Genomic DNA, 26584 nt, shown 5'->3' with positions numbered 1-26584 from the left:
GAATCGAATACAGGGTCGGACATGGGGCAAGGGGGGGCGGGATGGGAGACGGTCAGAGATCAGGCCGCAAAGACTGTGCCTGCGTGCTCTGGTTGCTCATGTGCTGCCACCCGGAGCAAAAAAACCTCAGGCCTTGGGCGCTTCCGCAGCAGGCGGCACATATCCGGACGCCTGTTCGGCACCGGCACCGAAGAAATGGTTTTCCATCTGGCGGGCCAGATACTGACGCGCGCGTGCATCCGCCAGATTGAGGCGATTCTCGTTGACCAGCATGGTCTGATGCTGCAGCCATTCAGCCCAGGCTTGCTTGCTGACATTGTCGAACAGGCGCTGGCCGAGCGCACCGGGGTAGGGGGGGCGATCCAGTCCTTCGGCTTCCTTGCCCAGCTTGACGCAGTGAACCATGCGAGTCATGTCGATTCCTTCCTTCTTAACACAAATGGAAATCCAGGGTGGCGCCATTGTATGCCGGCATCTGGCGGCGCCGGATTGCACCGTCAACAGCCCCATTCGGTGCAGGGCATCGTCCGGATGCCCTTCCGATGCAGGGTTTCCCCCAGCATGGTGTTTTCCCTGTCATTTCAGCGGCCAGTCTTTTGCATACTGTGCAGGAAATGCAGGCCTGACGCGGACTTATGTTCCATGCAGGCGTCCGGATGCAGCCCCGGCTGATGTCTGGCTCCCTTTCCAGTAAGAGGACTGTAAGTGCCTCCATGCACATTGGCTCGCGAGCAATGCACCCGTCATGTGCCATTGCGCACCGGCTCATATCCATCAAGAGAATCCGTTCGAGGAGACAAACATGACAGCACAAACCGGCGCCATCGAATCCGTCCTGGTCGAGAACCGCGTGTTCCCCCCCTCCGAGGCCACCATGGCACATGCCCGCATCAGCGGCATGCCCGCCTATGAAGCCCTGTGCAAGGAAGCCGAAGACGATTTCGAGGGATTCTGGGCACGCCTTGCACAGAAGTACGTGGTGTGGGACAAGCCCTTCACCAAGGTACTCGACGAATCCGAGGCTCCGTTCTTCAAGTGGTTCGATGACGGCGAACTCAATGCCTCCGCCAACTGTCTCGACAAGCACATGGGCACCCCGGTCGAGCACAAGACCGCCATCATCTTCGAAGCCGACGACGGCAGTGTCACCCGTGTGACCTATCGAGAGCTGCTGGGCCGGGTGAGCCGCTTTGCCAATGCACTCAAGAGCCAGGGTGTCAAGAAAGGCGATCGCGTCATCATCTACATGCCCATGACCATCGAAGGCGTCGTGGCCATGCAGGCCTGCGCCCGTCTGGGGGCTACGCACAGCGTGGTGTTTGGAGGCTTCTCCGCCAAGGCGCTCCACGAGCGCATCGTCGACGCAGGTGCCGTGGCAGTCATCACGGCCAACTACCAGATGCGTGGCGGCAAGGAGCTGCCTCTCAAGGCCATCGTGGACGAGGCGCTCAACGAAGGCGGCACCGACTGCGTGAAAACCGTGCTGGTGTTCGAGCGCACCGCCACGGCCTGCCACATGGTGGCGGGTCGCGACAAAACCTTTGCCGAAGTGCTCGAAGGTCAGGACGATGTCTGTCCTGCAGTGCCCGTCGGGGCCGAGCATCCCCTGTTCGTTCTCTACACGTCCGGCTCCACCGGCAAGCCCAAGGGCGTGCAGCACAGCACCGGGGGCTATCTGCTGTGGGCCAACACCACGATGCAGTGGACCTTCGACATCCAGGACAGCGACATCTTCTGGTGTACCGCCGACATCGGCTGGATCACGGGGCACACCTACATTGCCTATGGACCTCTGGCTGCCGGAGCGACCCAGGTCGTGTTTGAGGGCGTACCCACCTATCCCGATGCTTCCCGTTTCTGGAAGATGATCCAGGACCACAAGGTCACCATCTTCTACACGGCTCCCACGGCCATCCGCTCTCTCATCAAGGCAGCGGACAGCAACGACAGCGTTCATCCGCGCAACTTCGATCTGTCTACCCTGCGCATCCTGGGCAGCGTGGGCGAGCCCATCAACCCCGAAGCCTGGATGTGGTACTACAAGCATATCGGTGGCGAGCGCTGCCCGATCGTCGATACCTTCTGGCAGACCGAGACGGGCGGGCACATGATCACGCCGCTGCCTGGCGCTACGCCCCTGGTGCCTGGCTCCTGCACGCTGCCGCTGCCCGGCATCATGGCGGCCATCGTGGACGAGACGGGGCAGGATCTGCCCAATGGCTCGGGTGGCATTCTGGTGGTCAAGCGCCCCTGGCCCAGCATGATCCGTACCATCTGGGGAGACCCGGAGCGGTTCAAGAAGAGCTATTTCCCCGAAGAGCTCAAGGGCTACTACCTGGCGGGTGATGGCGCAGTCCGCAGCGCCGACCGGGGATATTTCCGCATCACCGGTCGCATCGACGATGTGCTCAACGTCTCGGGCCATCGCATGGGGACCATGGAAATCGAATCCGCTCTGGTGGCCAAGAGCGATCTGGTGGCTGAAGCAGCTGTAGTGGGGCGCCCCGACGACCTCACCGGTGAAGCCATCTGTGCCTTTGTGGTGCTCAAGCAGGGCCGTCCCAGTGGAGATGAAGCCCAGCGCATTGCCAAGGAGCTGCGCGATTGGGTCGCCAAGGAAATCGGCCCCATTGCCAAGCCCAAGGACATCCGCTTTGGCGAGAACCTGCCCAAGACCCGCAGCGGCAAGATCATGCGCCGTCTGCTGCGCAGTCTGGCCAAGGGAGAAGCCATCACGCAAGATACGTCCACACTCGAAAACCCGGCCATTCTCGACCAGCTGGCCAATTCGAACTGAGCGTCAGACTCTGTGACAGCCTTTGCAAAGACCCTTCGGGGTCTTTGCTGCTTTCTGGAGGGGCGTTGGGGATGGCGCCGGACGGGGGGAGGCCAGACGGCGCTGAGTGGTCCAGACGGCTTCCCGGATATGTCCAGGATCCCACGCCGTCATTGTCCTGTCACCTTCCGGTCCTTCCTGTCTCTTCCCATATCCACCGGCAATGGCTTCTCCGTGATTCCTTGGCCGCTTCATATTGAGAATAATCTCCGAATCCATCAGTTCGTCAGTTTCTGGAAAGGAGAATTCCGTACAGAGAAATTCCCCCTGAGCGGGCCAAGGTATTTCCGCTTCAGGGCCAAATGGAAAATCCGAACATTCACCGAACGATACGTTCGGGGAGCCGGGGCGCATACAGGGTATCCCTGTTCCGATAGGGAACACGCTTAAAAGAAACGTACAATGAGGGGGATTTGACGTAAGCGTCAATGGCTTGTCGCAACAGGCGTTGCATGCGGGCATGGCCCGAAGGGCTGCATGGATGGAGCTGGGGTTTGCACCTGGTTCCCATACCTGCAGTTGTGTCGCATGCTGCGCACAAAGGGAAGACCGCTTTGCTGCGACAGCCAGCCCTTCGGGGTGACAAGTGTGGGGTGCCCAGCGCCTGCCATTTTTCCAAGAGTGAATATTAGGAGATACCTTCATGAAAGCTTTGGTCGCCGTCAAGCGCGTGGTGGACTACAACGTCAAGGTGCGGGTCAAGTCCGACAACACCGGCGTCGAACTGGCCAACGTCAAGATGAGCATGAACCCCTTCGACGAAATTGCCGTGGAAGAGGCAGTCCGTCTCAAGGAAAAGGGTGTGGTCACTGAAGTCATCGCCGTGTCGTGCGGCCCGACCCAGGCTCAGGAAACCCTCCGTACGGCCATGGCCATCGGTGCAGACCGTGGCGTGCTCGTCGAAAGCAGCGAAGAGCTCCAGCCCCTGGCTGTGGCCAAGCTGCTCAAGGCGGTCGTGGACAAGGAGCAGCCCGACCTGATCATTCTCGGCAAGCAGGCCATCGACGACGATTCCAACCAGACCGGCCAGATGCTGGCTGCCCTGTGTGATCTGCCCCAGGCCACTTTCGCCAGCAAGGTCGAAGTAGCCGACGGCAAGGCCACGGTCACCCGTGAAGTCGATGGCGGCCTCGAAACCGAAGCACTCTCCCTGCCGGCCGTGATCACGACCGACCTGCGCCTCAATGAGCCCCGTTATGTCACGCTGCCCAACATCATGAAGGCCAAGAAGAAGCCCATCGATACGCTCAAGCCCGAAGATCTGGGTGTGGATGTCGCTCCCCGCCTCAAGACGCTCAAGGTGGTCGAGCCTGCCAAGCGCAGCGCCGGCATCATCGTTCCCGATGTGGCTACCCTGGTGGACAAGCTCAAGAACGTGGCCAAGGTCATCTGATCCGGCATCGCATCGCACCCCATTTCAGAATTCAAGGAGATACCCTCATGACTGCACTCGTGATTGCAGAACACGACAACGCTTCCCTCAAGGCCGCCACGCTCAACGCCGTGACCGCTGCTGCCCAGTGTGGCGGTGATGTGCACGTGCTGGTGGCAGGCGCCAATGCTGCCGCTGCTGCACAGGCGGCCGCCCAGATCGCCGGCGTGAGCAAGGTGCTGCTTGCCGATGGCCCGGCCCTCGAAAACGGCCTCGCCGAGAATCTGGCTGCCCAGGTGATCGCCGTCGCTCCCGGCTACAGCCACATCCTGTTCCCTGCCACGGCCAGCGGCAAGAACGTTGCCCCCCGTGTGGCAGCGAAGCTGGACGTTGCCCAGATCAGCGACATCACCAAGGTCGACAGCCCCGACACCTTCGAGCGTCCCATCTACGCCGGCAATGCCATCGCGACGGTGCAGAGCAGCGATGCCACCAAGGTCATCACGGTGCGTGGAACCGGTTTCGATGCGGCAGCAGCTACTGGCGGCAGTGCGGCTGTCGAGACCATTGCAGCCGTGGCAGACAGCGGCAAGTCGACCTTCGTGGGTCGTGAAATCACCAAGAGCGACCGTCCCGACCTGACCTCCGCACGCATCATCGTGTCCGGTGGCCGTGCCATGGGCAGCTCCGAGAAGTTCCAGGAAGTGCTCACGCCCCTGGCCGACAAGCTCGGTGCCGCCATCGGTGCCAGCCGTGCGGCAGTCGACTCCGGCTACGCCCCCAATGACCTGCAGGTGGGCCAGACCGGCAAGATCGTGGCTCCTGACCTGTACATGGCCATCGGCATCAGCGGTGCCATCCAGCATCTGGCCGGCATGAAGGACAGCAAGGTGATCGTGGCCATCAACAAGGATCCCGAAGCGCCGATCTTCAGCGTGGCCGACTACGGTCTGGTTGCCGATCTGTTCACCGCCGTGCCGGAACTGGTCAACGCCCTGTAATGCACCTGCGCATGAGGCCGTCCCTGACTCCGCTTTCGTGTTCCTGAATTCAGGAGCACGGGCAGGGTGGGGCGGCCTTTTTGTGTTTTCCCTGGCGTGGACCATGCAGCAAGTGTTCACGACCTTTATTCCTAGACTTGCAAACCGAGGAGACTGATCCATGAGCTATACCGCTCCGATTCAAGACATGCTGTTCAACATGACGCATCTGGCCGACCTGGACAAGGTGGCAGCTGAGGTGCCTCAATTCGCCGACGCAGGTCTCGAGACTGCCCAGGCTGTGCTGGAAGAAAGCGCCAAGCTGGCTCAGGACGTTCTGGCTCCCCTGAACTTCGAGGGTGACAAGCACCCCTCCACGATCGAAGGCGACGTGGTCACTGCGGCTCCCGGCTTCAAGGATGCCTACCAGCAGTACGTGGCTGGCGGCTGGCAAGGTCTGCAGCATCCGTCCGAATTCGGTGGACAGGACCTGCCGAAGACCATCGGCTCTGCATGCTACGAAATGTATCAGGCAGCCAACATGAGTTTCGCTCTGTGCCCCATGCTGACCGATGGTGCCATCGAAGCCCTGCTCACCGCAGGTTCCGACGAGCTCAAGCAGACCTATCTGCCCAACCTGATCTCCGGCAAGTGGACCGGGACCATGAACCTGACCGAGCCGCAGGCCGGTTCGGACCTTTCCCTGGTGCGCAGCCGTGCCGAGCGCAACGGCGATGGCACCTACAAGGTGTTCGGTACCAAGATCTTCATCACCTGGGGTGAGCACGACATGACCGAGAACATCATCCATCTGGTGCTGGCCCGCGTGGCCGGTGCACCGGAAGGGGTGAAGGGCATCAGCCTGTTCGTCGTACCCAAGTTCATGGTGAACGCCGATGGCAGCGTGGGCGACCGCAACGACGTGCACTGCGTCAGCATCGAACACAAGCTGGGCATCAAGGCCAGCGCCACCTGTGTGCTGCAGTTCGGTGATCACGGCGGTGCCACCGGCTACCTCGTGGGCGAAGAAAACCGTGGCCTCGAATACATGTTCATCATGATGAACGCGGCCCGTTATGCCGTGGGCATCCAGGGCGTGAGCGTGGCTGACCGCTCCTACCAGCATGCTGTGGCCTATGCCCGTGACCGCGTGCAGAGCCGTCCGGTCGACGGATCTGCCAAGGAAGCCGTCACCATCATTCATCACCCCGACATCAAGCGCATGCTGCTGACGATGCGTGCCTACGTCGAAGGCGCACGCGCCATGTCGAGCGTGGCAGCTGCTGCCTATGACGTGGCTCACCATCATCCCGATGCAGCCACGCGTGCCGAAAACCAGGCCTTCTATGAATTCCTGGTACCGCTCGTCAAGGGCTTCAGCACCGAAATGAGCCAGGAAGTCACCAGCCTGGGCGTGCAGGTGCACGGCGGCATGGGCTTCATCGAGGAAACCGGTGCAGCGCAGTACTACCGCGACAGCAAGATTCTGACCATCTACGAAGGCACCACCGCCATTCAGTCCAACGACCTCGTCGGCCGCAAGACGGCCCGTGACGGCGGTGCGCTGGCCAAGGCCGTGGCAGCTCGCATCGAGCAGACCGAGTCCCAGCTGGCTGCCAGCCAGAGCGCGGATGCCAAGGCCGTGCTGGCTGCCCTGACGGCTGCCCGTCAGGCCTATCTGCGCGTGGTGGACTTCGTGGCTGCCACCACGAAGAGCGATCCCAACGCCGTCTTTGCAGGCAGCGTGCCCTACCTGATGCTGGCCGGCAACCTGGTCAGCGGCTGGCAGCTGGCTCGTTCCCTGCTGGTGGCCGAGGCCAAGCTGGCGGATGGCAGCGCTGCAGGCGATGCCTTCGGCCCCCGCTTCTACAAGGCCAAGGTGCAGGTCGCCCGTTTCTACGCCGACCACATCCTGAGCAAGGCCGATGGTCTGGCGCATACCGTCATCGACGGACATTCCGCGACCAACGTCTTCGAAGTGGAAGCATTCTGATCGCGCTGCCGTTCGTGCTCCAAAGGCTTGTCCTTTGGGGTATGCACGGCGCCGTGGAATGCCGAAAAACCCGGCCACGCAGGTGGTCGGGTTTTTTATGCGACGTGCAGTGCGTGGAGCATGACAGGGAGATGAAACAGCGGACAGCCCGCCGTGACAATGGCTCCTATGCCGTGTAAGCCTGCAGGATGCGCTGAGCAACCTGGTCCACGCCAGCCTCGGTCAGATCGTCGGTGCCAAAGGGCGCGAACTGCCGGGGGCCGTCGTAGTTCTCGTTCTGGGATTGGCGATAGAGCGGATCGTAATGCTGCACCAGCAGCGCCCGCACCAGTTCGGGCCACTGTTCGCGGGCGATCAGGTCCTGCCATTCGGAAATGGTCTTCTTGCCCAGCCGTGCGGCGAGACGGTCTATCTGCGAACTCAGCCACAGCGGATGACGCATCGCATAGTCGTAGTCCCGGAGCAGGAACGAGACCCGGGCATCGGTGCCGGCCAGAATGTCCAGGCAGGAACTTTCCCGCATCCGCGCGATCAGCGGCTCGGGCAGGTGAAGCACGCCAATGCGGCGGCTTTCGGCTTCCACAAAGACTGGGCGCGAAGGATCGAGTGCGCGCAGTTGCTGCCACAGCAGCGTCTCGAAGTGTTTCTGGGAGGGTTGGATCTGATCGGGCAGTTCTCCGAGCACAGACCCCTTGTGGGAGGCCAGGCCTTCGAGATCCAGCACTTGTCCTCCGCGGGCTTGCATGGCCTGCAGAATACGGGTCTTGCCACTTCCGGTGGCTCCGCACACGATCCGGTAATCGAACGAAGGCGATAGCGAGGCGATGTCCTCCAGCACTCTGGCGCGGAAAGCCTTGTACCCGCCTTCGAGCTTGTCGGCTTCCCACCCCACTTGCCGCAGCACGATCTGCATGGCACCGCTGCGCTGCCCTCCGCGCCAGCAGTAGATGAGGGGGTGCCAGGTGCGCGGCAGACTGGCGAACCGCTCTTCCAGGTGCCGGGCAATGTTGCGCGAGACCAGGGCGCCACCGACCTTGCGTGCCTCGAAGGGGGACACCTGCTTGTAGAGAGTACCCACCCGGACCCGTTCCTCGTCCGAAAGCACGGGGCAGTTGATGGCGCCGGGGATATGGTCTTCGGCAAATTCGGCGGGAGTGCGCACATCGACGATGGCATCGTACTGATCGATGTCACCGACGGAGACAAGCCAATGGGGTTTCATGGGGCAGAAGCAGGGCAGGGGGAGGCAGGCCGCCATTTTAGAACGTCCCCCAGCTCCCAGAGGTCCTGCGCACAAGGAGTCTGTGCCCTGCACTTGCGCCTTGCGGGAGCCACCATGCCTCTTTTCTGTCGTGAGCACGCAGCCTGCTGCACAGGCAGGGGCAGAAGAGGCAGGCGTATCATCTCGTACATTCCTGTCTCCAGGGCAGGCAGAGCGTGTAGATGCATGCACCCTCTGCCGTCGAAACTTTTCAGAACGGTTGGTGTTGGCATTCATGGAACCTCTACGTCTCACTTCGCTTGCCCATGGGGGTGGTTGCGGCTGCAAGATCGCACCGGCTGTGCTCCAGAACATCATGGCCGCTGTGCCCCAGGGACTGATACCCCCGCAATTGCTGGTGGGCACGGAATCCTCGGACGATGCGGCTGTTTACCAGATCAATGAGCGGCAGGCTGTGGTGGCCACGACCGATTTCTTCACGCCCATCGTCGACAATCCCACCGACTTTGGCCGCATAGCAGCCACCAATGCCATTTCGGACATCTACGCCATGGGAGGCACGCCCATTCTGGCGCTGGCCCTGGTGGGGATGCCGCTCGATCGCCTGCCCATCGAAACGATCGGCCAGATTCTGCAGGGGGGGGCATCGGTGTGCCGCGATGCCGGAATTCCCGTGGCAGGGGGACATTCCATCGATGTGGTGGAGCCCATTTACGGCTTGGTGGCCATCGGACTGGTCGATCCCGCACATCTCAAGCGCAACAGCGGCGGTCAGGCTGGCGACTGTCTTGTGCTGGGCAAGCCGCTGGGCATCGGCATCCTGTCTGCCGCGCTCAAGAAGGACATGCTCTCGTCGCAGGGCTATGCCGAGATGGTGCGTCTCACGACCCAGCTCAACAAGGTGGGCAGCCGGCTTGCCACCATGCCGGGCGTGCATGCCATGACCGATGTGACCGGTTTTGGGCTGGCAGGGCATCTGCTTGAAATCTGCCGTGGCTCCGGCCTGGGTGCCACGGTGCGTTTCGACGAGGTGCCCCTCATCGCCGAAGCACGCACGCTGGTGCAGCAGGGCATTGCCACCGGAGCCTCGACCCGCAACTGGACCAGCTATGGCGAGAGCGTGGAGCTGGAGGCGGGTGCCGATCTCTGGCATCAGAAAATGCTCACCGACCCCCAGACTTCCGGGGGGCTGCTGGTGAGCTGTGCGGCCGACGAGGTGGGTCAGGTACTGGCTGCATTCCATGAGACAGGGTTCGAGTCGGCCGCCGTCATAGGGTCGCTGCATCAGGGAATACCAAAAGTGAACGTTCGTGCTTTTTCGTGATATGTTCCCAGGGCCTGGAATGCCGAGCGGAAAAGGACGTTCCCTTTCCTGACAGACCCAGGCGCCATGACATCTTCCAAGGAGACAAGACCCATGACGCCCCGTACCCTGCCTGGCGCGCTTGCGCGCGTGCCTTTTCCCGTGATTGCCTCGCCGATGTTCATCATCAGTACGCCCAAGCTGGTCATTGCCCAGTGCAAGGCCGGCATTGTGGGCTCCATGCCGGCGCTCAATGCGCGGCCGTCGACACAGCTCGATGACTGGCTGGCGGAAATCACCGAGGAACTGGCGGCTCATGATGCGGCACACCCCGAGCATCCTGCCGCACCGTTTGCCATCAACCAGATCGTGCACAAGAGCAACGACCGTCTGATGGAGGACATGGCCCTGTGCGTGAAATACCGCGTGCCCATCATCATCACCAGCCTCGGAGCTGTGCCCGAGATCAACCAGGCAGCGCATGGGTATGGGGGGGTGGTGCTGCATGATGTCATCAACAACCGCTTTGCGCACAAGGCCATCGACAAGGGCGCGGATGGGCTGATTGCCGTGGCGGCAGGGGCAGGCGGACATGCAGGCACCAAGAGCCCGTTCGCCCTGGTGCAGGAGCTGCGCGCCTGGTTCGACGGGCCGTTGGCTCTGAGCGGCTCGATTGCTTCGGGGGCCTCCATTCTCGCTGCGCAGGCCATGGGGGCTGATTTCGCCTATGTGGGCAGTGCCTTCATTGCCACGGAGGAAGCCCGTGCGAGCGAGGCCTACAAGCAGTGCATCGTCGACAGCACCTCCGATGACGTGGTGTACACCAACCTGTTCACCGGTGTGCACGGCAACTACCTGGCGCCCTCGATCCGTGCCGCAGGGCTGGATCCCGAGCATCTGCCGGAGAGCGATCCCTCGCACATGAACTTCGGTGCCACCGGGGGTGCCAAGGCCTGGAAGGACATCTGGGGCTGTGGTCAGGGTATTGGCGCCATCGACCGTGTGCTGCCTGCTGCCGATCTGGTGGCACGGTTCAGACACGAATACCAGGAAGCCAAGGCGCACCTGCTCAGCCTCTGAGGCTTGGAGTTGTCCCTGCTGCTCCCTGGGCCATTCCACGGGGGCGGGAGAGGCACAGCGGTGTCCCAAAAGCCGCACCGATTATCCCTTTGCCACCACGGGATGAGGCGAAATCGGGGCAATTGCCTACAATACGGGGCATGTCAAATGGCCCCCTTTCCGCCGCCGAGCGGCCCCCCGCGCTGTTCAGCTACCGCCCCTTCTGGGCCAAGCGATTCGGCACCGCTCCCTTTCTTCCCATGAGCCGCGCCGAAATGGAGGAGCTCGGCTGGGACAGCTGCGACATCGTCCTGGTGACGGGGGATGCCTATGTGGATCACCCGAGCTTCGGCATGGCCGTCATCGGCCGGGTTCTGGAGGCCCAGGGATTCCGGGTAGGCATCATTGCGCAGCCGGACTGGCAGAGCGCCGAGCCCTTCAAGGCACTGGGGCGTCCCAATCTGTTCTGGGGTGTCACGGCGGGCAACATGGACAGCATGATCAACCGCTACACGGCCGACCGCAAGATCCGCAGTGACGATGCCTATACGCCCGGCGGAGCCGCCAACCGCAGGCCCGATCGTGCCGCCATCGTCTACAGCCAGCGGTGCCGGGAAGCCTACAAGGATGTGCCCATCGTTCTCGGTGGCATCGAAGGCAGTCTGCGCCGCATTGCCCATTACGATTACTGGAGCGACAAGGTGCGCCGCAGCATCGTCGTGGACAGCAAGTGCGACCTGTTGCTGTACGGCAATGCCGAGCGTGCACTCGTCGAAGTGGCGCACCGTCTGGCGCGGCGCGAGTCCATGGAGCGCATCACCGACATCCGGGGCACTGCCTTCGTGATGCGCCACTCGCCGGAAGGCTGGTACGAGCTCGACTCCACCGAGGTCGACCAGCCGGGACGGGTCGAGGAGCACCTCAATCCCTACCAGACCACCAGCGAACGGGCCACGGATGCTGCTTGCACAGCCACAGGATCGGACGTGTCCGGGGCTGAGTCTGCCGAGCAGCCCATCCGCATCCTGCGCCAGGCAGCAGAACCTGCGTCTATGCGTGTGAGCCGTCCGCCCCGGGAGCGCACTGTCATCCGGCTGCCGGGCTATGAACAGGTCAAGGCAGACCCGGTGCTCTATGCCCATGCCAACCGCGTGCTGCACCTCGAAACCAATCCCGGCAATGCACGTGCCCTCGTGCAGGCCCATGGCACGGACTCCACAGCACGGGACGTGTGGCTCAATCCCCCGCCCATTCCTCTCACCACCGAGGAGATGGACTGGGTCTTTGGTCTGCCCTATGCCCGCAGTCCGCACCCTGTCTATGCCGATGAACAGGGGCGTCACGATGGCGCTACCAAGATTCCGGCCTGGGAGATGATCCGCTTTTCGGTCAACATCATGCGTGGCTGCTTCGGGGGCTGTACCTTCTGCTCCATCACCGAGCACGAAGGACGCATCATCCAGAGCCGGAGCGAGGATTCCATCATCCGCGAGATCGAGGACATGCGCGACAAGGTGGAAGGCTTCACCGGGGTGGTGAGCGATCTGGGGGGGCCGACGGCCAACATGTACCGCCTGGGTTGCCGCAGCCCGGAGATCGAGGCAGCCTGTCGCAAGCCGAGCTGCGTCTACCCCGACATCTGCCAGAACCTGCGTACCGACCACGGGGCGCTCATCCAGATCTATCGTCGTGCGCGCAAGCTTCCCGGCATCCGCAAGGTACTCATAGGCTCGGGCGTGCGCTACGACCTGGCTGTGCGCTCGCCTGAATATGTACGCGAGCTCGTCCAGCACCATGTGGGGGGCTATCTCAAGATCGCCCCTGAACATACCGAGACCGGACCCCTGTCCAAGATGATGAAGCCCGGTATCGGAACCTACGATCGGTTCAAGCTGCTGTTCGAGAAATTCAGCAAGGAGGCGGGCAAGCAGCAGTTCCTGATCCCGTACTTCATTGCGGCACATCCGGGCACGAGCGATGAGGACATGATGCATCTGGCCGTCTGGCTCAAGCGCAATGGCTTCCGGGCCGACCAGGTGCAGACCTTCTATCCCAGCCCCATGGCCACTGCCACGGCCATGTACCACACCCGCCTGAACACGCTCAAGGGCATACACCGTCCGGATGGCCCGCTGGCCGATCGGGCAGAGGCCGTCGACGTGGTGCGCGGCGAACGACGGCGCAGGCTGCACAAGGCCTTTCTGCGCTACCACGATTCAAACAACTGGCCCCTGCTGCGCGAGGCACTCAAGGCCATGGGCCGCGCCGACCTGATCGGCAATGGCAAGCACCATCTGATTCCCACATGGCAACCCGTGGGCGATGGCAGCTACCACAGCCCCCGCCGTGCCAATTCCACGCCGTCTGCACGTGTTTCGGGGACAGAGCCCGGCAATGCGGGACGGGATCGCCGTGAGACGCGCCCCTCTTCGCCTGCCCGTGGGGTGCTGCTGACCCAGCATACCGGCCTGCCGCCACGGCAGAACGGGGGGGCTGCAGCATCTTTCCCTCGCAGAGGAGCGGGCGGGCCCAGCGCTCCCCGTACGGAAGCCACCGGACCCCGCAAGAAGAACGGAGCTTCGCGCCGGCGCTAGGCTTTGATGGGCTGATCCTCAGGCCTGTCCTTGGCACTGCTGCAGGTGGTGAGGGCTTGAAGAGGCGCGAGAATCGGCATGAAAAACGCCACGCTCCAGGGAGGATGCGTGGCGGAGGGACAGACACTGGCAAGCACCCCGGAGCGGGGTGCTTGCGCAGGGTCTTACTGGAACTTGCGCTGGTAGTACAGCAGGCCGAAGTTGATGCCGGGGTTGGGCGTCTTGATGCTGGCGTTCGATTCATGCTGCACGCGCACACCGACCGTGTTCTGCTGCTGGGAACCCCACTGATAGCCCATGCCGAGCTGGTCGGAGAACTGGAACGCGGTGGACATGGTCTTTGTGGGGGCAATGCGCACATGGGACAGGCCGCGCACGCCGACCGACGCCTCGACGAAGAAGCTGCCGCCGCCCTGCGTGGGCCGGGCCATGCGCAGGAAAGGCGAGTATCCGAATTCGACGATGTCGGAGGCTTCGGGAACATGCCAGTAGCCCAGCTCCACCTCATGGTGCAGATCCAGGTGCCATTTATCGCCCTGCCACAGCGGAGCCTGGCGGTCCCAGCCGGCAATCACGCTGACTTTCTTGACGCCATGGTTGCTGGCGGTGCCTGCAGCCACACCCCATTCGAGGGCGTGGGCAGGAAGGGCGCAGAGCGATGCGGCGGCCATGCCGGCCGTCATGAGAATCTTGTGCAGGGAGCGAATGGACATGGTGAAATCAAAAACGGGAAGAAAAACGGAGCCGCACGCCTGACTCACGGCACTTGCCTATGCACATGCCGGACACCCGCGCAGGGCACACGATGGTTACAAGTGTACGTGAATGTCACTTCCCCGCGTGATCGAGGGCCTTCACGAACGGACTTCTGTCGAACAAGGGCCACACCCCGCGCCACGACGCAGGGGCCATGACACTTCCGTACACCCTCGTATACTGACGGCCACTCTCATATGCCCGACATGCATGGGCATGTCTCTTCACCTGCACATACGGTTTCACCATGATCAAGCACATCGTCATCTGGACGCTCCACAACCCTGCAGATGCGCCCGAAGTCCAGCGCCTGCTGGAAGGATGCCGTCACTTGCTTCCCGGTATCGTGACGCTGGAGGCCGGTATCCGCACCGAAGGGCTTGAAGCCAATGCGGATGTGGTGCTGTACTCGGTGTTCGATACGCGCGAAACGCTCGACGCCTACCAGGTTCACCCCGCCCACATGGCTGTGAAGGCCCGCATCAAGGAGCTGGCTGCCGGTCGCGTGGTGCTGGACTACGCGGCATGAGGGCCGCTGCTGCAGAGCCCGTGGCCGCGGATTGCACCACCGGTTGTGCAGAGGTGCGGTGCACTGTTCCAGTCATTCCCTTTGTGGAATGGCTGGGCATTCGCACGGAGCGTGCCAGTGAAGGCGAATCGGTGCTGCGCCATGTGCCGACTGCAGACCACCTCAATGCCTTTGACGTGGTGCATGGGGGCGTATGCATGACGCTGCTCGATGTGGCCATGGCCGCGGCGGCCCGCTCCGTGGAGCCCGGCATGGGGGTGGTGACCATCGAGATGAAGACCAGCTTTCTGCGTCCCGCCAAGGGTGAACTGGTGTGCCAGGGCCGCCTGCTGCACCGTACGGCCACCATGGCTTTTACCGAGGCCAATGTGGTGGATGCCGCAGGCAAGACCTGTGCCCATGCCACGGGCACGTTCAAGTATGTGCGCAGGCTGGCTACGGGCAGACGCAGCGTGCAGGGAATGCGAGGCGCGGCGGAAAAGGGGGCGCCTGTCCTGACCACGCATCCGGAATCCTGACAGCGCATAGCCTCCGCACTCTGAGGCCCCGGCATCATGTCGGGACATTCGGCGTCATCGTGTCCAGACGCTGCGCGGGGTGGCAGGTTCTGCTGCATCGGGTGCCGGACGAGGGGCTGTGCGGACTGCAACGGAGGATTCGGCAGGCAGGTGCGAAAGGCGTTCTTCCAGTTCGCCTACATAGGCTGCGAGCGTGTTGCCGCTGTGTTCGATGCGGGTGTCGAGTGCTTCCTGCATGCGGGTGGTACGGGTCTCGAACCATTCCTGCAGCCGGGTGTCGCGTTCGCGCGACTCGGCATCCAGACGGGTGATGGTGGCCTGCAGGTCGCTGAACCGGCTGGCTTCTGCGCTGTTGGCCAGTTCGCGCTGGGCCTTCATCTCGCGGGCATGTTCACGGAACTGCAGCAAGGAAGTGGTCTGTATGGCCAGGGCATAGGCCAGAAACACGCCGGACGCGAGGAGCAGCAGGCCGAGCATGACCAGTCCAAGGGGTCCCTGTGCCTGGGTGATGCCGAAGTTCAGCACCGTGACGCGGGACAGCTCCGTCCAGTTGAGCGCCACGAAGACAGAGACGAGCAGCAGAAAGATCACGAGCACGACAGTACGGATGCGCATGCGGGTCACTCCTTGTTGAAGGCTATTGTTGGAATGGGAAACGGGGTCGGGAGGCCACTATAGCGCAGGCTCCGGGCCCAGCGATTTCCCACGCCTCCTGCAGAGGGCCGGTGCGTGACAAAAGCATGGAACCGTGCCTTCATTCGGGCTCGACGCGGGCTCCGAGCGCACGGAACCGTGCCATGAGCCGGACGGCTTTTCTGCGAGCGAGGCGTCCCATGCGCCAGGCATGGCTGGCACGGATGCGCTCGAACCACAGGGCCTTCCAGGCCATCCAGCGGGGAAACCAGGTTGCGAACCACTGCAGACGCATCAGGCTGGGCTGTGTGAGCTGGAAAAGGCGGGCCACCAGGGCCGTGCCGCCCAGCTTGGCCAGCACGAGCAGGGCAATGCTCTGCGCGACATGCCCGCGGGCAAGCCAGTGCAGAGCCAACAGCTTCACCGGCAGGAGCAGCAGCACCGGAGCACCCAGCACGGCCAGCGAGGCGTAGGGGGGCAGGCGACGGATGGATTGTTCGAGCAGGGCCCACAGAGGCAGGCGTCCCAGCCTGGCCAGCATCTGGGCGAGCGGTTGCCATCCCCACTCCTCAAAGAGGACGATCAGGGCAACCACCCCTCCCAGCATCATTCGCATCACGCGCCACAGCATCGGCAAGCCCTTGTTGAGTTGATATTTGAGTCGATATATGCAGGGTGACAGTGTCACCCAGGACATGGAAAAACGGCAGTGCAGTCGCAGTCTGCGTGGTAACAGAAACGTAAGCATCGTGCCGGAGTGCACAGCACGCCGGCAGAGGGCGCCCAGCCACCCCAGGGCACTCAGAGGGCTTGTGGCACACTAGGCCGCTGCTGCCGTGGCAGCCGTTCGGGCTGTGCAGGGACCTCCGCATGGTGCAGGCGTCTGTCCCTGGCCCGAGGCCACGGCCTTACCCTTTGCAGGACTGTGTTGTGTCAGAACGAAAGATCATCGAACAGATTGCCGACGAGCTGCATGTGGCTTCCCGGCAGGTGCAGGCAGCCGTAGAACTGCTCGGCGGTGGAGCCACGGTGCCCTTCATTGCCCGTTACCGCAAGGAAGCGACAGGAGGCCTCGACGATGTCCAGCTGCGCGCACTCGCCGAGCGGCTCGACTATCTGCGCGAGCTCGACACGCGGCGCGAGGCCGTGCTGCGCAGCATTGAGGAGCAGGGCAAGCTGACCGATGTGCTGCGCGCTGCCATTGCCCACGCGGCAACCAAGCAGGAGCTGGAAGACCTGTATCTGCCCTACAAGCCACGCCGGCGCACCAAGGGGCAGATGGCCCGCGAATTCGGCATCGAGCCTCTGGCGGACCGTCTGTGGGCTGACCCCACCCTGTCTCCCGAGCAGGAGGCGCAGGGCCATGTGCGTGCCGAAAAGGGCGAAGGGGGTGAGGATTTCACCACCGTGCAGGCCGTGCTCGACGGGGTGCGCGACATTCTGAGCGAGCGCTGGGCTGAAGATGCGTCGCTGGTGCAGTCCCTGCGCCAGTGGCTGTGGGAGGAGGGCGCTCTGCAGAGCCGGCTGGTGGCGGGCCGCAACGAGGCCGATCCCGAAGTGGCCAAGTTCCGCGATTATTTCGAGTACGACGAGCCCATTGCGCGCGTGCCCTCGCACCGGGCACTGGCCGTCTTTCGGGGGCGGGCGCTCGATCTGCTCGATGTGCGCCTGCAGGTGCCGGAGCCCGAAGCGTCTGCGGGGGATGCCGCTCGTCCGGGAGCTCGCAGCCATGCGCCGAGCCTGGCCGAAGGGCGCATTGCCCTGCATCTGGGCTGGAGCCATCAGGGGCGGCCTTCCGATGATCTGCTGCGGCGCTGCGTGGCATGGACCTGGCGGGTCAAGCTTGCGCTGTCGATCGAGCGCGATCTGTTTGCCCGGTTGCGTGAAGATGCCGAAAAGGTGGCCATCCGCGTGTTCGGCGACAATCTGCGCGACCTGCTCCTTGCGGCTCCTGCAGGGCAGAAGGCCGTCATGGGGCTCGACCCCGGCATCCGCACGGGAGTGAAGGTGGCCGTGGTGGACGCCACGGGCAAGCTGGTGGAGACGGCCACCGTCTATCCGCACGAGCCGCGACGCGACTGGGACGGAAGCCTGCAGGTGCTTGCCAGGCTCTGCGCACGGCATGGCGTGGAACTCATCGCCATCGGCAATGGCACGGCCAGCCGGGAAACCGACCGGCTGGCGGGTGACCTCATCCGTCTGCTGGAGCATACCGCCACCGAAGGCGGGCTGCCCCGCCCGGCCATCCAGAAGGTGGTGGTGAGCGAGGCGGGCGCTTCGGTCTACAGCGCCAGCGAATATGCCAGCAAGGAGCTGCCGGATGTCGACGTGAGCCTGCGTGGAGCAGCCAGCATCGCCCGCCGGCTGCAGGATCCTCTGGCCGAACTCGTCAAGATCGATCCCAAGAGCATCGGCGTGGGGCAGTATCAGCACGACGTCAACCAGTCCGATCTGGCCCGCACGCTCGATGCGGTGGTGGAGGATTGCGTGAACGCGGTCGGAGTCGATCTCAACACCGCCAGCGAGCCGCTCCTCAGCCGGGTGTCGGGCCTGAGTCCGGCCGTGGCACGTGCCATCGTCAAGTGGCGGGAGTCGCATGGTGCCTTTGCCGACCGCAAGCAGCTCCTCGACGTCACGGGGCTGGGCCCCAAGACCTTCGAGCAGAGCGCAGGGTTCCTGCGTATCCGCAGTGGCGACAATCCGCTCGACATGACCGGTGTTCACCCCGAAACCTACCCGGTGGTGCAGGCCATTCTGGCGCGCACGGGGCGGCCGGTGGCCGAGATCATGGGGCGTGCCGAGCTGCTCAAGACGCTGCGTCCCGAATTGTTTGCCAACGACCGTTTCGGTGTCATCACCGTGCGTGACATTCTGACAGAGCTGGAAAAGCCGGGACGTGATCCCCGGCCCGACTTTGCCGTGGCCCGCTTCAACGAGGGGGTGGACGACATCTCCGATCTGCGCGAGGGCATGGTGCTCGAAGGCACGGTGAGCAATGTGGCAGCCTTCGGCGCGTTTGTCGATCTGGGCGTGCATCAGGACGGGCTGGTGCACGTGAGCCAGCTGGCCAATCGCTTCGTGGAGGATGCGCGCGAGATCGTCAAGACCGGCCAGATCGTCAAGGTGCGCGTGCTGGAGGTGGATGTGCCTCGCAAGCGCATCAGCCTCACCATGCGGCTCGATGCCGCTCCCGCACGGCGTGCGGCAGAGCAGGGAGCACAAGGCAAGCAGGCTGCCGCTGGGCGTGGCACGTCCCACAGGGAACGGGGAACAGGACATGGCCGCGCCGCCCAGCCTTCTACCGAAACCGCCATGGCTTCTGCCTTTGCCAAGCTCAAGGGACTGCGTTCCTGAGGCGAAAGGGGCGATGCAGTGCAAGGGCCTGTGATGCATGACGACGACGGCGTGACAGGCCCTTTCTGCCAGCCTGAAGTTTGACCATGCGCAGAGGTCTGCCTCGATTGCCGGCCTCCTTCGCCTGATTCCGGCAGGATTCATTCTTCAAAAGAGTAAAGTATGGCCCGTTCCCATCCGGGCCTCTTTCGATGACAGCAAAGGACCATCATGCAGAAAGTACTCATCATCAACCACGCCTCTCCCTACGGCAGCGAACGCTGCCTGTCGGCGCTTCGGCTGGCGCTCATGCTCACCGGCAAGGAAGGCGAGCAGGCCCAGGTCACCATGTTCCTGATGTCCGACGCCGTGGTGGCAGCCCTGCCCAATCAGCAGGATGCCAGCGGCAAGACCCTGGAAGACATGATCAAGACCTTCGTGTCGCAGGGCGGAACCATCAAGGTGTGCCGTTCCTGCGCCCAGAACCGCGGCACGGTCGACCTGCCCCTGATCGAGGGATGTGTCATCGGCAACCTCACGGAACTCTCCGAAGCCGTGCTGGCTTCCGACAAGACCCTCACCTTCTGACAGGCGCTGCAGCCTGTCCGGCTGTGGTGGCAGACATGGGCTGCAGGGACGGCAGTGGCAGGGTGCTGCCGCGTGCGTGCTCAGGACACGAGAGCCGCGAGGCGATTTTCGAGCGAGGGCAGTTCCTTGCGCCCCTCTGGCGTGAGCGCGATCGCCTCGCGCCATGCGCTGTACAGATCGCGCAGCGCTTCCAGCGTGGGTGCGCGTTCGACCTGCTCGGTCAGGCTCGTGCAGCTCATGCCCACGAAGGCGTTGAGCGTGTTGCACATGAAGTTCCCGGCCATTTCGAAGCGCTCCTGCTCTGATGCTGGTGCAGGTGCTGCTGCAGGAGAGGAGCCCGCAGCCGGAGTCGAGGCGCGTCGTACCCAGCCGAACATGCCCGTGGAGGCTGGTGCCGCCGGGGCTGCACCAGCCGACGGAGCAGGTTCGGCTGCTGGGGTGGACAGGGCCGTGATGAATCCCTCGGCAGTGAGCCGCCCCAGCACCGGGCCGGAATCTTCGGAGCCCAGGGTGGCAGCGGCTTCCTGCAGGGTGCGCTTGCCATTGAGCATGATGAGCACATGCCGCTCCTTGATGGAGAGCTTGTACTTCCGGGACGTCATTTCCTCGATGCCCTTGGGGGTCTTGACGTAGATCGCTTGCATGTGCACGGGTGTTCTCCTCCCTGGGGGTGCGGCTTCTCGGAGCCTGTCGCCATGGGCCGTGTGAGGGCTGCTGTCGCGCGTCACGGCACCAGCGGCAGCGCCATCGCGAACAGGCTCTGGGCCGTTCTGTGAACCATTGCACCACATGCGTGCGTCCATTCCCATCGGGAATAACGCCGATTTCTTGTGCGGAAGGCGCCTTGCAGGCCATTTTGACGATGCCCCATTGGCTCCCGGAGCCTTCGGGGGCTGGCCTCGTGCACATTGGACGCGTGCCGGCGGCAGGTGTGCGCATGCAGGGAAGACGCGCGGCACCTGTCCCCGGGGCATGGCCCGCTGTCAATCAGGCCCTGCCATGGCGCCGGGCTCGGGTGGCTCGCCCGGCACCCTGGCCGATCAGATGTCTTCGCGCAGCGGGTAGGGCAGCGGCTGCAGCAGCAGCTCGGCTCCTTCGGGGGCACCCACATGCAGCTCGCAGGTGCCGTGAGCAGCCTGGTCGGCCGATTCGATGCGGAGCTCGGCAATCAGGGCCATGCCATGCTCGGCCCGTGCGCATTGCGCCACCAGGCCGCACACCTCGGCTTCCTGGGCGTCAGCCGCGGTGGGCACGGACCAGATTTCCGTGCCCGGCAAGGGGGTAGGGGTATCGGCGTCGGCTGCAGCCAGAGCCACGTAGGCCCGGCGCTTGATGGCTCCCCGGAACTGGCTGCGGGCCACCACCTCCTGGCCGGGATAGCAGCCCTTCTTGAAGTTGACACCCCCCACGCTTTCGTAGTTGAGCATCTGGGGCACAAAGGCTTCCTGCGTCTCGGCCGCGACCATGGCGACACCGCTGCGCACTTCTGCCCATTCCCAGTCGGACAAGGGCAGAGCCTGTCCTTCGGGCCGGGGCGCATCGAGCGGCTGCAGGCACCAGGCCCGGGGCAATGCGGCATCCATCTGGGCAGCTGGATAGGCGACCACCAGATGCCGGGTGCCGCCGGAGGCCAGGGTCTGCCGGGCGTGGGTCCACGGTGTCCATGCCGGGGCGTTCGGGGCAGCCTGCCATGCCTGCTGGGCCACATCGCCCAGCAGGCCATGGAGCCCCATGCTGCCGGTGGCGTCCTCGATCTGCACCTTGCTGCGCAGCACGTACATGCGCAGGCGCTTGAGTACCGCGGCCACCAGATTCCTGCGGCAGATGAGCAGGTAGTGGGGCTCCTCGGCCCCCTCGTCGGACACGCGCAGGGCCACGAAGCTGGCGAGCAGGCGCCCCTTGGGGCTGCAGTAGCCGGCAAGGCGGGCCTCGTCAGCACGCAGCAGGGCGAAGTCATTGGTGGTCTGGCTGTGCAGGAAGCGTGTGGCATCGGCTCCGCGCACGCCGATCAGGCCCCAGGGAGAGTCGGAGGTGCCGAGATCGACGAAGCCGTCGCAGAGGGTATGCCCGATCACGGGAGGATTGGCCACGGGGGTGAAGGGAGTGTCTGTCATGGTGAATTATGATGTGGGTCTTTTCGATCGCCGCGCGTCCGCGAGGCGCAATGCTGCCACGGCCCGGAGGCTTGCCTCGCGGGCGTGCCGGCATTCTGCCGCACGGGCGAGGGGCTGCAAATCTGCTGACAAGGATAGCGCGTGCGCAAAATAGTCGTGGCTGTTGTGGTTGCCCTGGCTCTGGCTGCCGGGGGCGTGTACTGGTGGAGCGGCCGCCCCCTGCATCTCTCGCATCCCGTGGTGGATCTGCAGGTGCACACGGGCGATGGCCCTGATGAAATCAGCCGCGCGGCCGTGGCCGGAGGGGTGCAGGTTTCCCCCGAGGTGCTGAAGTGGTGGCTGCGGCTTGGTTCGCGCACCACCGGATTCAAGGCCGGCCCTTATGAAGTCCGCAGGGGCGATTCCCTGCGTTCCCTGCTGCGCCGGCTCATGCGCGGCGAATTCGCCATGCGCAAGGTGCGTCTGGGCGAGGGCTGGAACTTCAGACAGGTGCGTGCAGCGCTGGCCGCCGCAGATGCCCTGCGGCACGATACTGCCGCCATGAGCGACGCCGACCTGATGAAGGCGCTCGATCGGCCCGACGTGCGCCCCGAGGGGATGTTTTTCCCCGATACCTACAAGTACGTCAAGCACACCTCCGACCTGGACATTCTCAAGCTGTCCCTGCACGCCATGGACCGCAAGGTCGACGACGCCTGGCAGGGCCGCAAGGCCGACCTGCCCCTGCAGACTCCCTACGACCTGCTCAAGCTCGCCAGCATCGTCGAGAAGGAGACGGGGCATTCCGCCGACCGTTCCATGGTGGCGGCCGTGTTTGTCAACCGGCTGCGCAAGGGCATGCGGCTGCAGACCGATCCCAGCGTGATCTATGGCATGGGGACGGCATACGAAGGCACCCTGCGCAAGGAAGACCTCACCCGCGACACTCCCTACAACACCTACACCCGCGCCGGTCTGCCCCCGACCCCCATCTCCCTGTCCAGCGAGGCCTCGCTCGAAGCCGCAGCCCACCCGGCCGATTCCAGCGCGCTGTACTTTGTGTCGCGCGGCGATGGCACCAGCGAATTCAGTGATTCGCTGCACCAGCACAACCAGGCCGTGAACAAGTACATCCGCGGAAAGAACTGACCCATGAGCAACCTGTCCCCCATCCGCAAGGGCCTGTTCATCAGCTTCGAGGGCATCGACGGTGCTGGCAAGACCACCCATGTCGAAGCCCTGGTGGAGGCTTTCCGTAAAGCGGGCCGCACTGTGGTGCAGACCCGCGAGCCGGGCGGCACGCCGCTTGCCGAGGAGCTGCGCGCCCTGGTGCTCCACCGTGACATGGACCCCGTGGCCGAGGCACTGCTCGTCTTTGCGGCTCGCCGCAACCATGTGCTGGAGGTGATCGGCCCCGCGCTGGCGCGTGGAGACGTGGTGATCAGCGACCGCTTTGCCGATGCGAGCTTTGCCTATCAGGGCGGCGGGCGCAGAGTCGACTGGACCTTTCTGCAGCGGCTGGAGGCCGAGGTCGTCCGGCTCCCCGGCCAGCCGGATGCACAGCCCGATCTGACCCTGTGGTTCGATCTGCCCTCCGCCATGGCGGCCCAGCGCCTGGCGGGCACGCGCGCGCCCGACCGATTCGAGGCCGAGACCTCTGCCTTCTTCGATCGGGTGGCCCAGGCCTACCGGCGTCGGGCGCAGGAATGTGCGGCCCGTTTTGTCCGCATCGACGCCACCCGTGCGCCCCACGACGTCTGGGAGCAGGTGCATGCCAGCCTGCGGGCACAGGGGTGGCTGGCATGAGCACGGCAGCACGCTCTGTGGCTCCGGCGGACAGGAGTGCCGGGGGGCTGGCGACCCCTGGCGTGCAGAAGGCTCCCTGGCTGCAGCGCCAGCTGGGAGAGCTCCTGCAGCAGCGTGGACACGCCTGGCTGCTGCAGGGGCCTTCGGGACTGGGGCAGTACGCTCTGGCGCAGGCCCTGGCCGAAGCCTGGCTGTGCGACAGTCCCCAGCCGGACGCGACCGCCTGTGGCCATTGCGAGAGCTGCCATGCCATCGCCGTGCGCACGCACCCGGATCTGTGCGTGCTGATGCCAGAGACCCAGATGCTCGAACGCGGCTGGCCGCTCGACGAGAAACTCCAAAAGGAGCTCGACGACAAAAAGCGCAAGCCCAGCAAGGAAATCCGCGTCGAAGCCATGCGTGACACCATCGAGTTCTCGCAGCGCACGAGCAGCCGTGGGCGTGGCAAGGTGGTGGTGGTGTATCCCGCCGAGCGCATGAATCCGGTCACGGCCAACGCCCTGCTCAAGACCCTGGAAGAGCCTCCGGGCGACGTGCGCTTCGTGCTGGCCAGTGAGGCTGCGCACCTGCTGTTGCCCACCATCCGCAGCCGCTGCATGACCCACACCATGCGCTGGCCTACCGAGCAGGAATCGCTGGCATGGCTGCAGCTGCAGGGGCTGGCCGAAGTCGATGCCTCCGGCCTGCTGCACGCAGCGGGCGGACGCCCAGACGATGCCCTGGCCTGGCACCGTGCCGGCATGACGGCTCGCACCTGGCAGGCGCTGCCCGAAGCAGCCCGCGCCGGACAGGTGCAGCCCTTTGCGCAGCTGTCTCCAGCGCAGGTCATCGGTGTGCTCCAGAAGCTCTGCCATGACGCCCTGAGTGTGCGTGGAGGAGGTACGCCCCGGTTTTTCGACGCAGCCGCGCTGCCTGCCGCCACGGCTCTGCCGGACTGGCGCCGGCTCACCCAGTGGGGCAAGGATCTGGCACAGGATCTGCGCTCGGCCGAGCACCCCTATCAGCCCGGGCTCTTTCTGGAAGACCTGGTGGGCAAGGCCGCACAGGTCCTGCGTGGTACGGGACGGCCTGCCGCCCGATCCACGCGGTAGTCTCAGCCAGCCATCGCCTGATGTCGCCAGACGCTGCCTGAGCGCGAGCGCCCCCTCGGCACACGGAAAGACGTGGCAGGGGCAAGGCAAAGAAAGCAGGGGAGAGCAGAAAAAGAGCATGGGATGCAGGGCTGGTAGAGTGCAGGGCCCGGGACGGGACATTCATCGTTCCCTGCATGTCCTTCGCAGATCACCGTCGCTGGTTTTCCGCTCCTTGTTCCCTGCGCCAGTTTGCCTTGAGCGTGAACGTGCATTTCTGCCTCGCTGCGTCCCGCACAGGCGGGGCTGGGCGTTCACCCTGCAGGGGTTTTTGTTAGCATGGGTGCATGCGCGGGCCGCACGATGGCCACTCCTCACATCGGGGTCGTCTTTCCTTCCGAAGGTTGTTGCCGTATTCATGGAATCATCTGCTCCCTCTCTCTCGCCAGACTCCACGCTGTCTCCCACCGACAGAGCCGTGGTCATTCCCTTCCACATCAAGGAAAAGGGACTGCTCTACGCCACTTACATGTCGATGATCAAGGGCGGTGGCGTCTTTGTGCCCACCAACAAGGAACTCCGGCTGGGCGACGAGGTGTTCATCATGCTGGCCCTGCCCGAAGCCCTGGCTGGCGACGAGCGCTACCCCATTCACGGCAAAGTGGTGTGGTGGACGCCGCCTCGCGCCATGCACAAGCGTGTGCAGGGCGTGGGGGTGCAGTTTCCGCCGGGCGAACTCTCGGAGCGCCTCTGCGCCAAGATCGAAAGCATCCTCGGCGCCCATCTGGGCTCTGAGCGCGAAACCCAGACCATGTGACAGAACGGGGCCGGCCATCAGCAAGCCGCCTGTCTGCCAAGCCCCGCGGGTTGATTTAGGCCCTCACCCGGCATCCACGCACGGCGCCATCTCCACCCTCGCAGTCACCGCCCGCGCGAGGACGGGCAGCGGAGGGCAGGGCAGCTTCAGGCCGTCGTGTCCCCGCGCCCGTCTCCGTTCCGTATGCGTCCGGCGCAGGATAATCAAAATCCCTGCACCACTCTCCTCGGGCACTGTGACGCAGCCCGCCCTTGCTTCATTTTCAGTTCGTGTCTGCCATGTACGTCGATTCCCATTGCCATCTCAATGATCCCTCCCTGCGTCACCAGATGGGCGCCATCCGCGAAGCCATGGCACAGGCCCAGGTCGATCGGGCCCTGATCGTCAGCACCACGCTGGAGGAATTCGACGAGGTGCATGCACTCGCCCTGCAATACGACAACTTCTGGGCCACCGTGGGCCTGCACCCCGATCCCGACACCGACGACGCCCGCGAAGCCACCCTGCCGGAGCTGGTGGCACTGGGCAGCCTGCCCCGAGTGCTCGCCGTCGGCGAAACCGGGCTCGACTACTACCGGCTCGAAGGACGCAGCATCGCCGACATGGAATGGCAGCGCGACCGTTTCCGTACCCACATCCGGGCCGCACGCCAGCTTGGCAAGCCGCTCGTCATCCATACCCGCAGCGCCTCGGACGACACCCTCGCCATCCTGCGGGAAGAGGGCGAGGACGGGAGCACCGGCGCGGCCGGTGGCGTGTTCCATTGCTTCACCGAAACCGAAGCCGTGGCCCGCGCCGCGCTGGAACTCGGGTTCTACATCTCGTTTTCCGGCATCGTCACCTTCAAGAACGCCCAGCACCTGCGCGACGTGGCACGCTGGGTCCCGGCCGACCGGCTCCTGATCGAAACCGACAGCCCCTATCTGGCCCCCGTGCCCTACCGGGGCAAGGTCAATACCCCCGCCTGGGTGCCCTTTGTGGCGCAGCAGCTTGCCGAAGTGCGCGAAGAAAGCGTGGAGCACATTGCCGAAGTCACCTCCGCCAATTTCGACCGCCTTTTCCGTCCCCGGGCCTGAGCGCTT

At 64.1% G+C, this 26584-nt stretch carries 23 protein-coding genes; 16 read left to right on the top strand and 7 right to left on the bottom strand.

Going from position 1 to position 26584, the window contains the following annotated elements:
• Window positions 1–126: 126 nt before the first annotated feature.
• On the bottom strand, window positions 127–414 hold the full coding sequence (locus tag ACE3P9_RS10230) for an oxidative damage protection protein (RefSeq protein ID WP_374493903.1): 288 nt from the start codon (window positions 412–414) through the stop codon (window positions 127–129).
• 388 nt (window positions 415–802) lie between these two features.
• On the opposite strand from ACE3P9_RS10230, the gene acs reads away from it, so the two are divergent.
• The 4 genes from acs to ACE3P9_RS10210 all read left to right on the top strand — a co-directional run bounded on the left by acs (window position 803) and on the right by ACE3P9_RS10210 (window position 7181).
• Window positions 803–2797 carry an acetate--CoA ligase gene (acs, locus tag ACE3P9_RS10225; RefSeq protein WP_374493901.1) on the top strand — a complete coding sequence of 665 codons (1995 nt, stop codon included), beginning with the start codon at window positions 803–805 and terminating at the stop codon, window positions 2795–2797.
• Window positions 2798–3479: 682 nt separating this feature from the next.
• Window positions 3480–4229 carry an electron transfer flavoprotein subunit beta/FixA family protein gene (locus tag ACE3P9_RS10220; protein ID WP_374493899.1) on the top strand — a complete coding sequence of 250 codons (750 nt, stop codon included), beginning with the start codon at window positions 3480–3482 and terminating at the stop codon, window positions 4227–4229.
• Window positions 4230–4276: 47 nt separating this feature from the next.
• Window positions 4277–5209, top strand: a complete 933-nt coding sequence (locus ACE3P9_RS10215) for an electron transfer flavoprotein subunit alpha/FixB family protein (RefSeq protein ID WP_374493896.1) — start codon at window positions 4277–4279, stop codon at window positions 5207–5209.
• Between the two features lie 160 nt (window positions 5210–5369).
• Window positions 5370–7181 carry an acyl-CoA dehydrogenase C-terminal domain-containing protein gene (locus ACE3P9_RS10210; RefSeq protein WP_374493895.1) on the top strand — a complete coding sequence of 604 codons (1812 nt, stop codon included), beginning with the start codon at window positions 5370–5372 and terminating at the stop codon, window positions 7179–7181.
• A 166-nt stretch (window positions 7182–7347) separates the two neighbouring features.
• On the opposite strand, the gene mnmH is transcribed toward ACE3P9_RS10210, so the two are convergent.
• Window positions 7348–8403 (bottom strand): tRNA 2-selenouridine(34) synthase MnmH, encoded by a 1056-nt coding sequence (mnmH, locus tag ACE3P9_RS10205; protein ID WP_374493893.1) that lies wholly within the window; start codon window positions 8401–8403, stop codon window positions 7348–7350.
• Window positions 8404–8677: 274 nt separating this feature from the next.
• On the opposite strand from mnmH, the gene selD reads away from it, so the two are divergent.
• The 3 genes from selD to ACE3P9_RS10190 all read left to right on the top strand — a co-directional run bounded on the left by selD (window position 8678) and on the right by ACE3P9_RS10190 (window position 13359).
• A complete protein-coding gene (selD, locus tag ACE3P9_RS10200; protein WP_374493891.1) occupies window positions 8678–9727 on the top strand; it encodes a selenide, water dikinase SelD in 1050 nt (349 codons plus the stop codon).
• Between the two features lie 93 nt (window positions 9728–9820).
• The gene (locus ACE3P9_RS10195; protein ID WP_374493889.1) at window positions 9821–10786 is read left to right on the top strand and encodes an NAD(P)H-dependent flavin oxidoreductase; all 966 of its coding nucleotides are present in this window, start codon (window positions 9821–9823) and stop codon (window positions 10784–10786) included.
• A 140-nt stretch (window positions 10787–10926) separates the two neighbouring features.
• A complete protein-coding gene (locus ACE3P9_RS10190) occupies window positions 10927–13359 on the top strand; it encodes a YgiQ family radical SAM protein (RefSeq protein ID WP_374493887.1) in 2433 nt (810 codons plus the stop codon).
• Between the two features lie 164 nt (window positions 13360–13523).
• On the opposite strand, the gene ACE3P9_RS10185 is transcribed toward ACE3P9_RS10190, so the two are convergent.
• Complete coding sequence (locus ACE3P9_RS10185; RefSeq protein WP_374493885.1) at window positions 13524–14072, bottom strand: acyloxyacyl hydrolase; 549 nt, start codon at window positions 14070–14072, stop codon at window positions 13524–13526.
• Window positions 14073–14362: 290 nt separating this feature from the next.
• On the opposite strand from ACE3P9_RS10185, the gene ACE3P9_RS10180 reads away from it, so the two are divergent.
• Both ACE3P9_RS10180 and ACE3P9_RS10175 read left to right on the top strand, forming a co-directional pair.
• Complete coding sequence (locus tag ACE3P9_RS10180; protein ID WP_374493883.1) at window positions 14363–14644, top strand: Dabb family protein; 282 nt, start codon at window positions 14363–14365, stop codon at window positions 14642–14644.
• Window positions 14641–15162: a PaaI family thioesterase gene (locus ACE3P9_RS10175; protein WP_374493881.1), complete on the top strand. Its 522-nt coding sequence runs from the start codon at window positions 14641–14643 to the stop codon at window positions 15160–15162. Before ACE3P9_RS10180 ends, ACE3P9_RS10175 begins: the two co-directional genes overlap by 4 nt.
• 54 nt (window positions 15163–15216) lie before the next feature.
• Here ACE3P9_RS10175 and ACE3P9_RS10170 read toward each other — a convergent pair whose 3' ends face one another.
• A complete protein-coding gene (locus tag ACE3P9_RS10170) occupies window positions 15217–15777 on the bottom strand; it encodes a hypothetical protein (protein WP_374493880.1) in 561 nt (186 codons plus the stop codon).
• A 139-nt stretch (window positions 15778–15916) separates the two neighbouring features.
• Entirely contained in the window at window positions 15917–16426 is a 510-nt protein-coding gene (locus ACE3P9_RS10165) for a hypothetical protein (protein ID WP_374493878.1), read from the bottom strand.
• Between the two features lie 299 nt (window positions 16427–16725).
• Between ACE3P9_RS10165 and ACE3P9_RS10160 the strand changes: the two genes are divergently transcribed.
• Both ACE3P9_RS10160 and ACE3P9_RS10155 read left to right on the top strand, forming a co-directional pair.
• Entirely contained in the window at window positions 16726–19149 is a 2424-nt protein-coding gene (locus ACE3P9_RS10160) for a Tex family protein (RefSeq protein WP_374493876.1), read from the top strand.
• A 210-nt stretch (window positions 19150–19359) separates the two neighbouring features.
• A complete protein-coding gene (locus ACE3P9_RS10155) occupies window positions 19360–19716 on the top strand; it encodes a DsrE/DsrF/TusD sulfur relay family protein (protein WP_374493874.1) in 357 nt (118 codons plus the stop codon).
• Window positions 19717–19796: 80 nt separating this feature from the next.
• Here the strand turns inward: ACE3P9_RS10155 and ACE3P9_RS10150 are convergent, their stop codons facing one another.
• Window positions 19797–20360, bottom strand: coding sequence for a hypothetical protein (locus ACE3P9_RS10150; RefSeq protein WP_374493872.1), 564 nt, complete (start codon window positions 20358–20360; stop codon window positions 19797–19799).
• Between the two features lie 396 nt (window positions 20361–20756).
• Window positions 20757–21830 carry a folate-binding protein YgfZ gene (locus ACE3P9_RS10145; protein WP_374493870.1) on the bottom strand — a complete coding sequence of 358 codons (1074 nt, stop codon included), beginning with the start codon at window positions 21828–21830 and terminating at the stop codon, window positions 20757–20759.
• A gap of 141 nt (window positions 21831–21971) precedes the next feature.
• Here ACE3P9_RS10145 and mltG point away from each other — a divergent pair, with 141 nt between their 5' ends.
• From mltG to ACE3P9_RS10120, 5 genes are all read left to right on the top strand, one after another.
• Window positions 21972–22958: an endolytic transglycosylase MltG gene (gene mltG / locus ACE3P9_RS10140; RefSeq protein ID WP_374493869.1), complete on the top strand. Its 987-nt coding sequence runs from the start codon at window positions 21972–21974 to the stop codon at window positions 22956–22958.
• 3 nt (window positions 22959–22961) lie between these two features.
• Entirely contained in the window at window positions 22962–23615 is a 654-nt protein-coding gene (gene tmk, locus ACE3P9_RS10135; RefSeq protein ID WP_374493867.1) for a dTMP kinase, read from the top strand.
• Entirely contained in the window at window positions 23612–24706 is a 1095-nt protein-coding gene (gene holB, locus ACE3P9_RS10130) for a DNA polymerase III subunit delta' (RefSeq protein ID WP_374493865.1), read from the top strand. Before tmk ends, holB begins: the two co-directional genes overlap by 4 nt.
• A 397-nt stretch (window positions 24707–25103) precedes the next feature.
• The gene (locus ACE3P9_RS10125; RefSeq protein ID WP_374493863.1) at window positions 25104–25502 is read left to right on the top strand and encodes a PilZ domain-containing protein; all 399 of its coding nucleotides are present in this window, start codon (window positions 25104–25106) and stop codon (window positions 25500–25502) included.
• A 278-nt stretch (window positions 25503–25780) separates the two neighbouring features.
• Window positions 25781–26578, top strand: coding sequence for a TatD family hydrolase (locus ACE3P9_RS10120; protein ID WP_374493861.1), 798 nt, complete (start codon window positions 25781–25783; stop codon window positions 26576–26578).
• Window positions 26579–26584: the final 6 nt, after the last annotated feature.

Origin of the sequence: Allobrachymonas sp., assembly GCF_041912815.1 — a bacterium.
Taxonomy (GTDB): domain Bacteria; phylum Pseudomonadota; class Gammaproteobacteria; order Burkholderiales; family Burkholderiaceae_C; genus Brachymonas.
The sequence above is the reverse complement of the archived record's forward strand: the minus strand, read 5'-3'. Positions and strand labels throughout refer to the sequence as shown.

Excerpts from the sequence above, each read along its gene's own strand:
- ACE3P9_RS10210 (WP_374493895.1), top strand. The coding sequence starts at position 5,370 with ATGAGCTATACCGCTCCGATTCAAGACATGCTGTTCAACATGACGCAT.
- selD (WP_374493891.1), top strand. The coding sequence starts at position 8,678 with ATGGAACCTCTACGTCTCACTTCGCTTGCCCATGGGGGTGGTTGCGGC.
- ACE3P9_RS10215 (WP_374493896.1), top strand. The coding sequence starts at position 4,277 with ATGACTGCACTCGTGATTGCAGAACACGACAACGCTTCCCTCAAGGCC.
- ACE3P9_RS10175 (WP_374493881.1), top strand. The coding sequence starts at position 14,641 with ATGAGGGCCGCTGCTGCAGAGCCCGTGGCCGCGGATTGCACCACCGGT.
- ACE3P9_RS10185 (WP_374493885.1), bottom strand. The coding sequence starts at position 14,072 with ATGTCCATTCGCTCCCTGCACAAGATTCTCATGACGGCCGGCATGGCC.
- tmk (WP_374493867.1), top strand. The coding sequence starts at position 22,962 with ATGAGCAACCTGTCCCCCATCCGCAAGGGCCTGTTCATCAGCTTCGAG.
- acs (WP_374493901.1), top strand. The coding sequence starts at position 803 with ATGACAGCACAAACCGGCGCCATCGAATCCGTCCTGGTCGAGAACCGC.
- ACE3P9_RS10190 (WP_374493887.1), top strand. The coding sequence starts at position 10,927 with ATGTCAAATGGCCCCCTTTCCGCCGCCGAGCGGCCCCCCGCGCTGTTC.
- ACE3P9_RS10165 (WP_374493878.1), bottom strand. The coding sequence starts at position 16,426 with ATGCTGTGGCGCGTGATGCGAATGATGCTGGGAGGGGTGGTTGCCCTG.
- ACE3P9_RS10195 (WP_374493889.1), top strand. The coding sequence starts at position 9,821 with ATGACGCCCCGTACCCTGCCTGGCGCGCTTGCGCGCGTGCCTTTTCCC.
- holB (WP_374493865.1), top strand. The coding sequence starts at position 23,612 with ATGAGCACGGCAGCACGCTCTGTGGCTCCGGCGGACAGGAGTGCCGGG.
- ACE3P9_RS10180 (WP_374493883.1), top strand. The coding sequence starts at position 14,363 with ATGATCAAGCACATCGTCATCTGGACGCTCCACAACCCTGCAGATGCG.
- ACE3P9_RS10125 (WP_374493863.1), top strand. The coding sequence starts at position 25,104 with ATGGAATCATCTGCTCCCTCTCTCTCGCCAGACTCCACGCTGTCTCCC.
- ACE3P9_RS10150 (WP_374493872.1), bottom strand. The coding sequence starts at position 20,360 with ATGCAAGCGATCTACGTCAAGACCCCCAAGGGCATCGAGGAAATGACG.
- ACE3P9_RS10230 (WP_374493903.1), bottom strand. The coding sequence starts at position 414 with ATGACTCGCATGGTTCACTGCGTCAAGCTGGGCAAGGAAGCCGAAGGA.
- mnmH (WP_374493893.1), bottom strand. The coding sequence starts at position 8,403 with ATGAAACCCCATTGGCTTGTCTCCGTCGGTGACATCGATCAGTACGAT.
- ACE3P9_RS10120 (WP_374493861.1), top strand. The coding sequence starts at position 25,781 with ATGTACGTCGATTCCCATTGCCATCTCAATGATCCCTCCCTGCGTCAC.
- ACE3P9_RS10220 (WP_374493899.1), top strand. The coding sequence starts at position 3,480 with ATGAAAGCTTTGGTCGCCGTCAAGCGCGTGGTGGACTACAACGTCAAG.
- ACE3P9_RS10145 (WP_374493870.1), bottom strand. The coding sequence starts at position 21,830 with ATGACAGACACTCCCTTCACCCCCGTGGCCAATCCTCCCGTGATCGGG.
- ACE3P9_RS10170 (WP_374493880.1), bottom strand. The coding sequence starts at position 15,777 with ATGCGCATCCGTACTGTCGTGCTCGTGATCTTTCTGCTGCTCGTCTCT.
- ACE3P9_RS10155 (WP_374493874.1), top strand. The coding sequence starts at position 19,360 with ATGCAGAAAGTACTCATCATCAACCACGCCTCTCCCTACGGCAGCGAA.